Origin of the sequence: Citrobacter sp. CK198 (assembly GCF_030333295.1) — a bacterium.
Classification (GTDB): domain Bacteria; phylum Pseudomonadota; class Gammaproteobacteria; order Enterobacterales; family Enterobacteriaceae; genus Citrobacter_B; species Citrobacter_B koseri.
Genome location: NZ_JAOWGE010000027.1, coordinates 180,102 through 194,482 on the forward strand (window position 1 = coordinate 180,102; position 14,381 = coordinate 194,482).

Genomic DNA, 14,381 nt, shown 5'->3' on the forward strand with positions numbered 1-14,381 from the left:
CTGCAATGATCTGCTTCCCTGTATAGCAATATTCATGCCAAGGTTTTAACATCATGATTTTTAATGGCTTTATTGGTTTTATCCCTACACGGGTGAAGCGTTGCTTCCGCCCTGGAACGTTATCCTTCCTGCTGATGCTTTTTACGGCGCTGCCATCCTTCGCCGCCCCGGAAAAAGTGCAGAGCGCGCGTAAGCAGGTCACTGCCGCCGTTCAACATCACGCAGCGCAAGCCCTTCGCCAGGAGGCCGGGCGCCGCAAGTGGCCCGAGTATCAGGCGAAGATGAACCTGTTTATCCCTTCCGACGTCTCCCGGTACGCTCCCTGCCCTGACGCGCTAACCGTGTCGCTGCCCGGCGGCGAACGCATCGATCTCAACCGCCTGCGTTTTGATGTGCGCTGTGAAGGGCCGCAAGGCTGGGATGTCGCCGTCACCGTCAAACCGGATGTCTATCTTCCGGTGGTGATCGCCAAAAATTCGCTGGAGCGCGGCCAGGTGTTATCCGCCAGCGACGTATCCATCAAAAAGCTCAACATCAGCAGCACGCGCGGCAACTACCTCACCGACCCGGATGAGGCCATTGGGCTGACCGTGAAGCGCCGCATTCGTGAACTACAGCCGATCACCCTGACGCAACTGGAATCTCCGGTGCTGGTTGAACGCGGTCAGCGCGTTCTGATGATCGCCGAACAGGGAGGCGTAGAGGCCCGTACGATGGGGGAAGCCATGAAAAAGGGACGTAAAGGCGAAATGATTAAGGTGAAAAATGAGAGCAGCGAGCGGGTGGTAAGCGCAATTGTCGCGGACGCTGGCGTCGTCAAAATGGTCTACGCCAGCGGAAACTAAAAATATTCATTCGCGGTTTAAGTTTTACCGGCAACAGGCCGCTCTTTAACGGTGAGGGCATCGGAAGTCCTCCTTCCGCAGGGCAGGATTCATCCGCAACCATAACGAAAAGATGAAAAAGAGGCGAAGCGATGAAAGTAGTAGCGAATCAATACAATCTGGCAACCGCAATCAACAAGAGTAGCGCCGCAGAACAGACCCGCACTGTCGCTCAGGAAGGCACGAAAATTGAGCGCAGCGCCGCGATCGATCCGGTACTGGGTGATGCGCAAACACAACTCTCTGCGCTGCCGGAAGTGGATATGGCGCGCGTAGCTGAAATGAAAGACGCTATCAGCAGCGGTAAAATCGCGGTTAACCTCGATTCGCTGACGGATGCGATGCAGAAGTATTTCCAGAGGTAATTATGACTAACGCCGCTCAGAGCGTTAAAACACTGATACAGGACATGGCCGAAGACCGTAAGCATTACCATGTCCTGAATGATTTACTCATACAGCAGCGCGACCACATTATTGCGCGCCGCGCCGCAGAGCTTGACGTGCTGAACGCGCAAATCATGGCATGCTACCAGCACTTGTCGCAGCACAGTCAGCAACGTTATCGCCTGCTTGAGCGGTTAGGCATTAACGCCAACGCGCAGGGCATGCAAACGCTCATTGCCCGCCTGCCTGCCGCCCACCAGCCTTCCGTTTCCGCTCTCTGGCAAAGTCTCCAGCAACAGGTCGCGCAATGTCAGGCCACCAATGAATACAACGCCATGCTGATGAATATGCAGCAGGAGATTCTGACCAATCTGTTGAATATCAGCGAACCCGAAAACTGGCTGTATCAGCAGGGGTAATGCGCTGTAATTTATTGATTTGTAGCTTTGTTCCGTTTGCGTTCTATCCGTAATTTTCATCGAGGCCAATATTATGGGGCAATTACGACGCTTCAACCTTCCCCACCTGATTCGTCACTATCGTGTTACTCATGTAATTGAAACAGGTTTTGGTAAAGGTGCATCAAGTGTATATGCCTTACGCTCAGGTGCTGAAGAAGTTTATTCCTGTGAAATCTATAAACCGTTATTTGATGCCGCGCCAAAAATAGACAATCTGCATCTGTACAATGAAGACAGCCTGACATTTTTGTCCCATGAAGAAATTAAACGCACTCTTTTCATCAAGCGCGCCGTTGTTTTTCTGGATGCACACTTCCCCGGCGCGGATTTTAAATTCGAGGACTACCAGAGCAATAAATACAATGAGGAAACGCGCCTTCCTCTGCTCAATGAGTTACGCCAGCTAAAAGAATTTGCGGATAATGCGCTGATTATTATTGATGATAGCCGTATCTATCTTCGCGTTATGCATGAGGCCACCGGCTGCAAAGCGCTCCCTCCTCCCACAGAAGACGCTGAGAACGCGTTTCTGGAAGCGCTTGAGGCCTATAGCGGGACGCATATCATCAAACATTACCCCGATGACCAGGGCTACGTTGTACTTTGGCCTAAAAGCTGGCGAGAATTCGGCGTTAACACCCATATTCTGGCAGGAGACCGGACTGCCGCCCCCGTATTTCGAACGGGGATACCAGGATCAACCTGTATGTCAATTAACAGGCGATTGCTTGATGCACGTTTCAGTACTCGCTGGCTGTCAGGAAAAGGTCTGGATATTGGCGGCGGCGATGACAGTATTGCGTTGTATCAAAGCCTGTTTCCTTTAATCCAATCAATAACCGTATTCGATCTTCAACAAGGTGACGCGCAGTATTTAGCCAGAGTACCGGATAACGAATTTGATTTCGTTTATTCAGGGCATTGCCTGGAGCATGTCATGGACCCTTACGTCGCGCTGCCTCATTGGTTAAGGGTCGTAAAACCCGGCGGTCATCTGGTTTTAACCATTCCAGACGAAGATTTATACGAGCAAGGCGTTTGGCCATCAACCTTCAACGACGATCATAAACATACTTTTACGCCCTTTAAGCATCGGAGCTGGTCGCCTGTTTCCGTCAACGTATTATCGTTATTACAAACCCTGCCAGGGAACTTCAGCATTGAGAAAATAGAGAGGCTGAATCATAGCCATTTAAAAGGTATGCCTCGATTCGATCAAACGCGGACGGCGTTTGCTGAATCCGCAATTGAGATAATCATCCAAAAGCTGAAATCATAGCAACAGGGAGAGTAGCCAATGAATCACCCTGTCGTATCGATTATTTTGCCGGTCTACAATGTCAGCGCATACCTTGAGCGCTGCCTTGATTCACTCGTTGCGCAGACCTGGCGGCATCTGGAAATTATCGCGGTTAATGACGGTTCGACAGATAACTCCCGGGATATTCTGGCGCGTTATCAGAACCGTCTGCCGGGTATGCGTATTGTTGACCAGGAAAACAGAGGACTCGCCGAGGCCCGCAACGCCGCGTTAGCAAGCGCATCAGGCGAATATATTTATTGCCTGGACTCTGACGATCATATCGCTTCGGATGGTATCGAAACCATTGTGTGCGAAATGGAAAAGCATCACCTGGATGTCCTGTTTTTCTCCACCCATCTGGAATTTCACCTGCACCATATCAGCAACAATATGGTTTCCGGGTATTATCAACGGCCGCGTAATCTGATTAATAAAACATTTCATGCCGAAACGTTCTTTAATCACTGCATTACCGAACGCGCCCGAACAGGACACGGTTACTCCGTTGTGGTCTGGGGATATGCCTGGCGGCGAAAAACGTATGCTCATATGCGGTTTAAGACACCGTTTTTTGAGGATGAATACTTCACCACCGAATTGCTGCTCAGCGTGCCCGACGCAAAAGTAAGGTGCCTTGCCGACAGACTGTATTTCCATACCATTCGTAACGGCTCAATCACCACTTCCAGCAGCAAAGCAAAACGCGCGCTGGCTATCCTTGATACCTTCCGACTGCTGCTTCCCCGGGCCGGAAATATCAGCAATCCCCAAACCGTACAATGTTTAAACCGATATACGGGTATGCTATATCAGGATGCGATAATCCGTAATTTGCCCGAAACGCTGCCTTTATTTTCCGCACAGAAGATGATTCACTATCTGGCATCCATTTTTCATGAACTGTATGTAGACACGCCAACAGAGAATGGGCTTGTGTTGCTGCATGCCTTGATTAACCAAATTGCTCGCGACAGCAATATTATTGATGAGAGCGAATTCATCGCGCTATCAGGCAGAATTGAACTGGCGATAAAGAACAAAAGAAGAATATTAGCCGAAGGTTTTTAGTCTTCATACCACGCTATTTAGCAATACGATTGGCTATGCCGCATAGCCAATCGCTTTTACCAGATATTCCTTCAGGAACCGGCACGACAAGAAATAACGTTATTCCTGGAGCGATAAAACAAAACTGACCATTTGGGTATACAGCATCGCCGGTTCATATTGTCGCAGACAACGGAAAGGGGTTTTATGAACGCACCAGTTTGCAAATTCCTGAGTCGTCGGCACATCAAAAGGGCGTTTAAGCACGGTGGTGAAAATGACATCGTTCATCAGCAAACGCGCACATGGCCCATGACTACAGGCGAGATCAATTCCCATACAACGCCAGCCCGCTTCCCCATAACGAAACGGCAACCGGTGTTCCGCAGCCACGGTTGAATAGAGGGCTACCACAGGGATATCTGTTGCCGCCGCAAGCATGACCGGCCCTGAATCACAGGAAACCAGCATGTTCGCTCGCTGCATAAGCGCAACCGTTTCCAGCGCTGAAAAGCGGTCAATGGCATTGATAACTCCGGCCGGATACGCTTCCGCCATCGATTTTCCCGCCTCAGAGTTGTTATTGCTCCCAATGAACACAACTTGCCACCCCGTTTGCAGCCACATTTGCGCCAGCTCATGCCAGTTATTTTGCGGCCAGGTCCGGTTTGGGTGCCCAATATTAGGGTGCATTAATAACACCGGCGCGTTCTCTAATTTATGTTGCTGCCAGAACGCGTCAACGGCACTGTGGGCAGATTCTGGAATGACCAAATCGAGGTGTTTATCCGCTGCGGACGCCTCAAGCCCTGCCTGCGCGAGAAAAGCATCGATCATATGTAGCGGTCTGAGCGCATGGGCCCAATGCGTAAAGTCAAAGAGTCGCCCTTGCGCCTGCGCCCGCTGAATGCATTGATGCTGCTCCGCACTAAGAGAGTCCACCGGCCAGACCTCGCTGATATGCGGGCATGCCCGCGCCAGCGCGCTAAAGTGCGGCTGGCTCAGCATAACAATGCTCGCGCCTGTTTTATTTTTGATGGCTCTGCACGCTGCCAGGAGATACAGGGTATCTCCCATTGCAGCGTTAAGGTGTAAATAAACAGTATCCATATGATTTATTACAACAGCGACAACCCGCACAGCAGGCTGTAGTCAGAGGTATGCGCCGCATTCGCGGAGAACGGATTCTGCTGCTGCCACCCCTTCAGCGCGTTAATCAGCAGCACGACATCATCCTGCGTCAGCGCTCCCTGTTCGCGGCGGATTGCGCACAGCATTTTGATCTGGAAGAACTGGTTGGCCAGCCCCAGTAGCGCCTCACCGTAATTGGTGCATTGAATGCCGGGGAATACATCGTTATACAGTTGATAAATCAGCGCATTACGCAGGATATGCGGCTGTTCATCAAACAGTGGAATGGTTGACCAGAGCGATTCCAGTTGCTGAAGACGATCCGCCAGCCGCGCCGGCTGCATCACCGACAGCTCGCTCATTTTCAGCGCCACGCTCATTTTTTCAGTCAGCGGCAGATTCAGATTCAGGCGTACCCGGCCCATCTCTTTTAGCGCGGCAATGCGGTTTTCAGCAATCGGAGGCAACAGCGCAAACTGCTGTGTCAGCACGCCCTGCTCTGCCAGCATTGCCAGTTGCTCTCCCATAGAGGACAGCAGGGCCGGATCGTGCTCGCCGCCGTCCAGATACTGCTGCGCCTTACTCAGCAAAACGCCGATCGCATACAGGCTGCCTTCCAGCGACAGCGCAGGATGTACCGCCAGATTAATACATTGCTGGTTCAGGGTTTCGCTCCAGGCGGATAACTCATCTTCGCCCTGCGCCTCCCCTTGCGAGGTGTGCAGGATAAAGGCCTCCGGGTTAAGCAGCATCTCTCTGGCCGCCGCTTCACAGGTGATATCCAGACTTTCACGCTGCTGGTTTTTCAGCTTCACGCTAATACGCGGCCAGTTTTGCTGCGCATGCTGGCAAGCCGGGCACTGGCACGGGGTTTCTCGCGCATCAAAGCGTGACACAAATTCAGGTTGGTAATGTTCTATCAGTTCCATGTTTGCTCTCTCCAGGCGTATTCTGGCCTGCGGTTAGCGGTGTTTACGGAAAAACCAGTGCGTACAATCGATGATTTCGCCACTTTTAGGGTCCGGGTGATGTTGCAGGAAGGCAAAGCTCGGGCTGAATCCCAGCCACAAATCCCCCTTATTCATTAATGCCGCCCAGCAGCGATCCAGGCTTGCCGGGTAGTCCATCGCCTGGCGATAGGCGTCCAGCAGGGCATCGTAATAACCCGCGTTAACGGCATACGCGCAGCCGCAGCCCGCGTTATAGATCCGCGCCACACCCTTCAATGACTGGGTGAGCGTAAAGTTTTCATAGCGCCCGCCGAGCAGAAGCACCTGCCAGTTAAGCTGGTTCAGGCCATTCAGCAGCTTGTTGATATCGTTAACGGCGTTCTCTTTTTTGACGAACTGCACGTCGGCATCCAGCAGCAGCACATTTTTCCAGCCTTCTTTCTGCGCCCGCTCAAGCACCTGGCAGTGCGTTGCCAGTTCCGCCCGTTCCGCCGACGCCTCCGCGTTTTTCGCTACCGGCCAGATCTGTTCGCCGCGCAGGCCAAAATCCAGTAAAGCCTCGCAGCGACGGGCCAGCTCCGCCTCTTTTGCCGGGTCGTAGAGCACCGCCACCTTTTCAAAAGCCTGCCAGTTCACCTGAACATTTAGCGGCGCATGACTCAGTCGACGGTAGTGCGCCAGCAAGTTCGCGTCATCGACAATGTCTTCCAGCGTCAGATCCACCGGCGTGGAGCTGCCCATGATGAAATCTTTGTCATAGGTATTGCTGCTGTGCGAAATACAAAGAATGGCGCGCTTCGGATCTATCTGGTGAACCGGCGTGGTAAAGCCTTTCAGGAATCCCGTCTCTTCCGCTTTTGTCGCATCGTCGTCATAACGATTTTTTTTCAACAAATTGCGGTGATACCCAAAAGTGCCGTTCAGCGCATGTCTCGGCCCGAAAGGGTGCGTGATATAGATTTTGTCCAGATGGCTGTACCAGATATAAATCTGATCGCTGCCGGAGAACAGCGCGTTGCTGGCCTGCATCTGCGCCACCTGCCAGGAAATTTTATCCGGCGGGTAATAATCGTCATCGTCAAAACACAGGATGTACTCTCCCTGCGCCATCGCATTGAGCATGTTACGTTTTTGCCCCAGTACCAGACGCGCTTCACTGTGGACATAACGCACGTTGGGCTGCGACGGGTCCGTCATCATCTCAATCAGATCGGCATTGCTGACCGGAGAATCATCCAGAATAATCAGTTCGCGTTTGTCGGCCGGATAGTCCTGGTACTGCCAGATATACAGCAGATACGGCAGGAACTCGCGTCGGTTATACGTCGGGCAGACGACGCTAACGAACGGCGTGCTGTGAACACGTGCCGTCTGCTGACGGTGAATCAGCGTCCCCATCAGAGAACGCGAAGACGTTTTCGGGAAACCCGGTTTGTTTCTTTTCATAGCGCTTATCGTTGACGAATCAGACGTTGTTGACGCAGCCAGCACTGGGCAGAGAGCGAATCGGTCATTTTCTGTTCCCGACGGTTGATTTCAGCCTGCCGGTCAGCGCGTTTAGCGTCGAGAACCAGCTCAATGCTTTTTTCCCGCTTCGCCTCCGCCAGCAGGTTGCCCTGAATTTTTTGCGCTTCCAGGTGCGCCAGCGCCTGCTCCTGTTTTTGCCAGTCGATAATGCGTTGAATGTTATGTTTATATTTCGACTGGTTAATCATCATGGCCGCACTGTTGGCGCTCTGGGACACCAGACCCGCAGCAAGCGACGTCAGCGTATCGATATTTTTCTCAAACCGTTGGCACAGCTGGTTTTGCGATGCCAGCTTCGTGCTTAAGTCTTCTACCGCGCGGGCGCGCAGCAGGTGAAGTTGCTCAAGCGTAGAAATCAGTTTGCTCATCGTGCATTACCCTGCCTGCGCCAGGGCGCACAGATCGCTGATTGTCGGCTCAAGCAGCGCGGCATCCTGGACTTCCTGTTGTAAGAATTGATTGATCGCGGGCGAAAGACGTACCGCTCTGTCTGCCAGCGGATCGGCGCCTGCAACGTATCCCCCCAGCGGGATCAGCGGTTTAATACTTTGGTATTCGGCATACAGCTGTTTCAGCGTGCGGGCGGCGAGCTGGTGCTCACGCTCCGTCACCTGACTCATACAGCGGCTGATAGACTGGCCGACATCAATCGCCGGATAATGCCCGGCCTCGGCAAGGTGGCGCGAAAGCACGATATGCCCGTCAAGCACCGCGCGGGCGCAGTCCACAATCGGATCTTGCTGATCGTCCCCTTCCGCCAACACCGTATAGATCGCGGTCATCGATCCCTCGCTTTCGCTGTTTCCGGCGCTTTCAACCAGCCGCGGGATCATCCCAAACGCCGACGGCGGATAGCCTTTGGTCGCAGGCGGTTCGCCAAGCGACAGGGCGATTTCGCGCTGCGCCATCGCGTAACGCGTGAGGGAATCCACCAGCAGCAGAACGTCTTTCCCTTTATCGCGGTAATAGCTGGCAATGGTGTGGCATAACTCGGTGGCTTTAATGCGCATCAGCGGCGATTCATCCGCTGGTGCGGCGACAATCACCGACTTCGCCAGCCCTTCAGCCTGCAAAGCATTTTCAATAAACTCTTTGACTTCACGGCCTCGCTCGCCGATCAGCCCTACCACCACGACTTCCGCCCGGGTGTAACGCGTGATCATGCCGAGCAGAACGCTTTTACCGACGCCGCTGCCCGCCATCAGCCCGACGCGCTGGCCTTTACCGATAGTCAGCAAGCCGTTGATGGCGCGAACGCCAACGTCCAGCGGCGCATGAACAGGCTGACGCTTAAGCGGATGCACCTGCGGAAGCTGCTGCGCTAACAGCGTATCTCCGCCGAGCTTTCCTTTATTATCAAGAGGTTCGCCAAGACCGTTTACCACGCGTCCCAGCCACTGATCGCCGATCATAACCCCTTCAGTTTTGCCTGCGGGAAACACGCGTGCGCCAGCGATCAGGCCAGAGGGATGCTTGAAGGGCATCAGGTAGGTCACGTCACGATCAAAGCCAACCACCTGCGCATCCATCATCTCCTGATCGACGCTTTCAACGTGGCACATCTGCCCTACCGCCAGACGACAACCGACGCACTCCAGCAGAATGCCGTTGACCCTGACCAACCGCCCGGCGACGCGCGCCAGATCGATCTGCTCGATAGAGCGCAGCGCCTCTTCAAAATCAAGGCTGCTCATGCGGCGATTCCGGCAGCAAACTGTTTTTCAGTACATCTACGCACTGATCGAGACGGTGCTGACAGCCCACATCCATCTCCGTGGTATCGGTGATAACGCGGCACTCTCCCGGCTCCAGAGAAGGATCGGCAACCAGTCCCCACTCACGCGCTTTCTCCGGTTCGGCCTCGCTGATGCGCATAAATTCTTCGCTGTTCAGCTGAACACGCACCTGCTCCGGCTGATGCGGCAGGCTGATCAACGCCTCTTCCACCAGCGCCAGCAGTTGCGTCGGGTGCAACGCCAGTTCACAGCGGATCACCTGACGGGTCACTTTTTCCACCAGTTGCAGCAACTCTTCGCGGCGACGCTGCTCGTAACGCTCCAGGTAGTTCTGCACCTCTGCGGTCAGGCGCTCAAACGGGGCGGCGGCGTCCAGGAACTGTTGACGCGCCTGCTGTTTACCTTCAATCAGCCCTTTGCGCATCCCTTCGTCAAAACCAAGACGAATGCCTTCCTGGTAGCCCTCTTCCCGGCCTTCTTCCATCCCCTGGGCAAACCCCCGGTTCATCCCCTCCTGAAACCCCTCTTTTACCTGTAACTGGTAGTCGGCGGGGTCCAGCGTCGGTGCGGCGTCTTCATCAGCGACAACACCGGCAGGCATCCTGCGATTACGCAGGGGCGGGAAGCGGTATAAGCGCGGCTTAACCACCGCCTGGCGGCTGGCAGTCAGGGCATCCAGCGGTAAACTCCGTTTCTTGAACATGGTTTACTCCACCGTCTGCTCGGCAAACAGTTGCACCTGAATTTCACCTTCTTCAGCCAGCTGGCGCACAACCTGCATGATCTCTTTGCGCACCTGCTCTATACGGCTGATCGGCACTGGCCCCAGGCGGGTCGTGGTGCTTTGCAGCAGCGTGACCTGGCGTTTTGGCATCACGTTAAAGATGGCCTGACGCAGAACCGGCTCCGTCCCTTTCAGGGCTACCGCCCACTCTTCGATCGGGATTTCATCCATCAGACGCTGCAACGTCACCGGCGTCTGACGACTGAGAATGTAGAACTCGTACATCTCGTCTTTCAGATCTTCGACCACTTTCTCGTCGCGCTCGCGCAGTTGATCCAGCAGCTGTTGCTGATTGCTGGGGATACGGTTAACGATGTTGGCGGCATGTTTGAGGCCAATCACTTTTGAACCATGCTCGGAAAGCACCGCGACGCCGCGATCGATCAGTCTGTCCAGTTCGTCGATAACGTCACGATTGATGTCGTCCAGACGCGCGACGCGATAGATAATTTCATCCTGCCGTTCTTGCGGCAGAACGCTTAACACGCTGGCGGCAATATCCGGCGGCAGGAAGGCGAGAAAAACGGCCTGGAGCTGGAGATGTTCCTGCTCAATCAATGCCGCCAGCTGTGGGATATCGACCCATTGCAGGCGTGCCATACGGTAGCGAATTTCATCGCCGTAGATACCGTTGATCACGCTGCGGGCAATCTCACCGCCCAACGCTTTTTCCAGAATGCTGCGCAGATACGTGCGTGAGGCGCCGTTGATCCCGCTTTGTTCGCGGTAATCAGAGAAAAAATTGTTCATTGCCAGACGCGCCTGATGCACCTTCACATCATGGAGACGCGCCATCGTTTCGCTCAACAACATAACCTCTTCGCGGTTCAGCTTCTGCATCACCTGCGCGGCGGCCTCTTCGCCTACGCTCATCAGCAGGATCGCCGCCTGCTCCAGACGGCTGCGCCCGGCTGAGGCTGAGTGGTTTTTATCATTCCGGCTTACTGTTGCTTCGGTCATTGCTGTTGATCCATTGTTTCAGTACTTCTGCTACGCGCTCGGTTTCGCTCTGGGCCAACAGCTGGAGGAATTCCACTTTGGCTTCCAGGCCGGAGCTTTGCGGCGGCAGCAGATCTTCATTATTGTTGAACGCCGCTTTCGACAGGCTGGCGAACTCGTCATCGTTCATCACCACCCCATTGTCAGGCGCTTCCAGCTCTTTCTTCGTCGCCTCGCCATCAAGGGTGATCGGGTCGTGACGTCCAAAGCGCTGTACCAGCGGGCGAACGCCAAACAGCAATGTCAGCAAGGCCAGCAGCCCAATTCCGCCATTCTGTCCCCAGTACTGCATGGAAGGGTCTTGCCACCATTTCAGGTCTGGCATGACATCGTCTGCCGGGGCCGTGAAGGTCAGAACATCCAGCGTTAAGGCATCGCCGCGCGCTTTTTCGATACCCGCCGCGCTTTCCACCAGGCGCGTCATCGACGTCAGTTGTTCCGGCGTAATTTTCGCCAGCGCAGGAGCGGCCTGGTTCAGCACCACCGCGACACTCAGTTTTTCCAGCTTGTAACCCGGGTGGCGGATATGGCGAATATCGCGATCAAACGCGTACTTACGCTGTTCCTGGCTGCGGCTGGAAAGCGAGCGCGGGTCGGTGTTATTCGCGGCGTTTGCAGCGGGCGGATTGCCCTCCGCCGGGTTGGCGGGAGCCTGCGGCGTCGGGTTGACCGGACGGTTACTCAGCGAGCCGGGAATGCCAAACGCCATTTCATTGGTGGTGTTTTCCTGGCTCAGTTGTTCATCGCTGACGCGCGGATCTTTACCCAGCCGTTCCTGAGTCTCTTCCACACGGCTTAAATCTACGGTCGGCGCGACGCTGATACGGAAGTTGCCCGGCCCCACTAACGACGTCAGCAGGCTGGTGATATTTTTCGTGGTATCCTCGCGAATGCGCTGCATGACGTCATCGCCCATGCGCTTGCTCGTCATGCCGCCATCCGGGCCTTCGATGCCGTCAGACAACAAATTACCGCTCTGATCGACCACCCGCACCGCGCCAGGTTGCATACCCGGTACGCTTCCGGCCACCAGTTGAATGACAGAAGCGACCTGCTGCTCATCCAGTTTTCTGCCATAGTGCAGTTGCACCATGACCGATGCGCTGCTGGTCGGTTTATTGGTCAATACAAAGGAGCTGGACTCGTTAAGCCCAAGATGGACGCGCGCGTTTTCCACGGGGTCCAGCGCCATGATGCTCTTCGCCAGTTCCCCTTCCAGGCTACGTTTGTAACGGACATTCTGAATAAACTGGCTGCTGCCGAGCATCTCTTCTTTGTCCATCAACTCGTAGCCATCGGGCGTCGCCGCGCTGATGCCTTTTGCCGCCAGCGCCATTCGCGCCTGCGGCAGTTTGCTTTCGCTCACCAGAATCTGGCCATTGTCCGGGTTAATGCGGTAAGCGATGTTTTCTGCCCCCAGAACGTCCACCACCTGTGACACCGGCAGATGTTCCTGCGAACCATAGAGCGCGACATAACCCTGATTGCGGTTCCACAGCGACAGAATAATCGCGACCGCCAGCACCACGCCGCCCACAATCGCCATGAGCTGGGGCTTATTCAGACCGGATGGCACCGACACGGAAGGGAGACGACTTTTAATCTTAGTAAGCACGGTTAAAACCTTAGAGCGGAATATTCATTACTTCGTCCAGTGCCGTGGTGAGCTTATTACGCACCTGCATCATGGCCGAAAAAGCCACGCTGGCTTTCTGACTTTCGATCATCGCACCGGCTAAGTCGTCGCTCAGCCCCATATCAATCGCTTTTTGCTTTGCGCCTGCGCTGTGTTGAATCGCATCGACGTTATCGATAGCGTTATTCAGCGCGCCCGCAAAGGAAATCGGTTCACTGACGCCAAACGCGTTGCTGGCGGGAGCGATAGTTAAAGAGGCGTCAACCGAACCGGCTGACGCTAATGAAGCGGTTTGCTGCATTCTGTTTAGCAACGCCTGGTGTGTCGTGTTAATGCCTGCGGCAGTAATCTTATCCATTCATCAATCCTTCCTGGCCTCAGGAATAACATTCAATATCAATACCCTCGTCGCGCATGGAGGCGAGACGATAACGTAGAGCGCGTGGGGTGATGCCTAAAAACTCTGCGGTTTTGGATTTGTTGCCTTTATGGCGTTTAAGCAGATCGATGATGTACTGGTATTCCGCCAGCCGTCCGTGCAGTTTGACATCGCGGATCGACGGGTTGCCCGTCTCCTGCTCGCGATAGGCAGGCATCATTTCGATAACCGGCGCTTCAGGCTGGGAAGCGCGAACGGCCAGGCCAAAGTCGGCGGCGTGAATCTCTTCGCCGTTGCACAAAATCATGCCGCGCTGAATCACATTCTCCAGTTCACGGACATTACCCGGCCAGTCGTATCTGAGCAGGACGGTACGCGCCTCATCGCTCAGACGCAGATCGCCTTTATGAAAAGCGCGGTATTTAGTGATAAAACGCTGGGCCAATGGCAGGATGTCCTGCCTGCGTTCACGCAGCGGCGTAATATGAATAGGCACGACGGAAATACGGTAGAAAAGATCCTGGCGGAAACGGCCTTCGGCAATTTCCTGCTGCAAATCTTTATTTGTAGAAGCGATCAGGCGAATATCCAACGGAATACGCTTATGGCTTCCCAGACGTTCAACTTCCTGCTCTTGCAATACGCGCAGTAATTTTGCCTGCAACGCCAACGGCATATCGCCAATCTCATCAAGCAGCAGCGTGCCGCCATTAGCTTGCTCAAATTTACCGGCGACGCTCGCAACAGCGCCGGTAAACGCGCCTTTCTCGTAACCAAATAAAATGGCTTCCAGCATACTCTCTGGAATAGCTGCACAGTTAACGCCGACATACGGGGCGTCACTGCCGCAGGCATTCTCGTGAATGTATTTGGCGATACACTCTTTCCCTGTTCCCGTTTCGCCCGTAATCAGTACTGATACATTATACTTAGCAACGCGACGCGCTAACGACATTACGCTAACGCTGGCAGGAGAAACGGCGATAAAGCCATTTCTATTACGATCTTCGCATTCAATGATAATACTCATTTAGGTGTACCAACAGAAAAAACAAAATAAGAAATATGCTGTTCAGCCATTATTCAAAGCATCTTTTAAAAACATCACAAACCCAGTTTGTTAATGGGTTTTTATAAGATGTTAATAAAAATAAACAG

General features: G+C 53.9%; 15 protein-coding genes. 5 read left to right on the forward strand and 10 right to left on the reverse strand.

All coding sequences use genetic code 11. The annotated features are described in order from the left end of the window. The first annotated feature begins 53 nt into the window (after positions 1-53). The 5 genes from flgA (at position 54) to OGY62_RS05900 (ending at position 4,102) form a co-directional block, all read left to right on the forward strand. Complete coding sequence (gene flgA / locus OGY62_RS05880) at positions 54-845, forward strand: flagellar basal body P-ring formation chaperone FlgA (protein ID WP_047458630.1); 792 nt, start codon at positions 54-56, stop codon at positions 843-845. Between the two features lie 131 nt (positions 846-976). After that, on the forward strand, positions 977-1,249 hold the full coding sequence (gene flgM, locus OGY62_RS05885; protein WP_012133704.1) for a flagellar biosynthesis anti-sigma factor FlgM: 273 nt from the start codon (positions 977-979) through the stop codon (positions 1,247-1,249). A 2-nt stretch (positions 1,250-1,251) separates the two neighbouring features. Continuing rightward, the gene (locus tag OGY62_RS05890) at positions 1,252-1,689 is read left to right on the forward strand and encodes a flagella synthesis protein FlgN (RefSeq protein WP_012133706.1); all 438 of its coding nucleotides are present in this window, start codon (positions 1,252-1,254) and stop codon (positions 1,687-1,689) included. Positions 1,690-1,762: 73 nt separating this feature from the next. Continuing rightward, complete coding sequence (locus tag OGY62_RS05895; RefSeq protein ID WP_172958462.1) at positions 1,763-3,010, forward strand: class I SAM-dependent methyltransferase; 1,248 nt, start codon at positions 1,763-1,765, stop codon at positions 3,008-3,010. Between the two features lie 18 nt (positions 3,011-3,028). Then, positions 3,029-4,102: a glycosyltransferase family 2 protein gene (locus tag OGY62_RS05900; protein ID WP_286459320.1), complete on the forward strand. Its 1,074-nt coding sequence runs from the start codon at positions 3,029-3,031 to the stop codon at positions 4,100-4,102. A gap of 99 nt (positions 4,103-4,201) precedes the next feature. Here the strand turns inward: OGY62_RS05900 and OGY62_RS05905 are convergent, their stop codons facing one another. The 10 genes from OGY62_RS05905 to OGY62_RS05950 all read right to left on the reverse strand — a co-directional run bounded on the left by OGY62_RS05905 (position 4,202) and on the right by OGY62_RS05950 (position 14,253). Further along, a complete protein-coding gene (locus tag OGY62_RS05905) occupies positions 4,202-5,089 on the reverse strand; it encodes a glycosyltransferase family 9 protein (RefSeq protein WP_286459321.1) in 888 nt (295 codons plus the stop codon). A 110-nt stretch (positions 5,090-5,199) separates the two neighbouring features. Further along, positions 5,200-6,141, reverse strand: coding sequence for a hypothetical protein (locus OGY62_RS05910; protein WP_071259990.1), 942 nt, complete (start codon positions 6,139-6,141; stop codon positions 5,200-5,202). Positions 6,142-6,174: 33 nt separating this feature from the next. After that, a complete protein-coding gene (locus OGY62_RS05915) occupies positions 6,175-7,608 on the reverse strand; it encodes a glycosyltransferase family 2 protein (RefSeq protein ID WP_058668665.1) in 1,434 nt (477 codons plus the stop codon). A gap of 5 nt (positions 7,609-7,613) precedes the next feature. After that, entirely contained in the window at positions 7,614-8,057 is a 444-nt protein-coding gene (fliJ, locus tag OGY62_RS05920) for a flagellar export protein FliJ (protein WP_049009295.1), read from the reverse strand. 6 nt (positions 8,058-8,063) lie between these two features. Further along, positions 8,064-9,383 (reverse strand): flagellar protein export ATPase FliI, encoded by a 1,320-nt coding sequence (fliI, locus tag OGY62_RS05925; protein WP_012133713.1) that lies wholly within the window; start codon positions 9,381-9,383, stop codon positions 8,064-8,066. Beyond that, positions 9,370-10,128, reverse strand: coding sequence for a flagellar assembly protein FliH (gene fliH / locus OGY62_RS05930; protein WP_286459322.1), 759 nt, complete (start codon positions 10,126-10,128; stop codon positions 9,370-9,372). Before fliH ends, fliI begins: the two co-directional genes overlap by 14 nt. A gap of 3 nt (positions 10,129-10,131) precedes the next feature. Continuing rightward, the gene (locus OGY62_RS05935; RefSeq protein ID WP_012133715.1) at positions 10,132-11,169 is read right to left on the reverse strand and encodes a flagellar motor switch protein FliG; all 1,038 of its coding nucleotides are present in this window, start codon (positions 11,167-11,169) and stop codon (positions 10,132-10,134) included. Next, positions 11,141-12,823: a flagellar basal-body MS-ring/collar protein FliF gene (gene fliF, locus OGY62_RS05940; protein WP_286459324.1), complete on the reverse strand. Its 1,683-nt coding sequence runs from the start codon at positions 12,821-12,823 to the stop codon at positions 11,141-11,143. Before fliF ends, OGY62_RS05935 begins: the two co-directional genes overlap by 29 nt. A gap of 10 nt (positions 12,824-12,833) precedes the next feature. Continuing rightward, a complete protein-coding gene (fliE, locus tag OGY62_RS05945; RefSeq protein ID WP_047458644.1) occupies positions 12,834-13,202 on the reverse strand; it encodes a flagellar hook-basal body complex protein FliE in 369 nt (122 codons plus the stop codon). A 19-nt stretch (positions 13,203-13,221) separates the two neighbouring features. Continuing rightward, positions 13,222-14,253, reverse strand: a complete 1,032-nt coding sequence (locus OGY62_RS05950) for a sigma-54 interaction domain-containing protein (protein WP_101743927.1) — start codon at positions 14,251-14,253, stop codon at positions 13,222-13,224. Between the last annotated feature and the right edge of the window lie 128 nt (positions 14,254-14,381).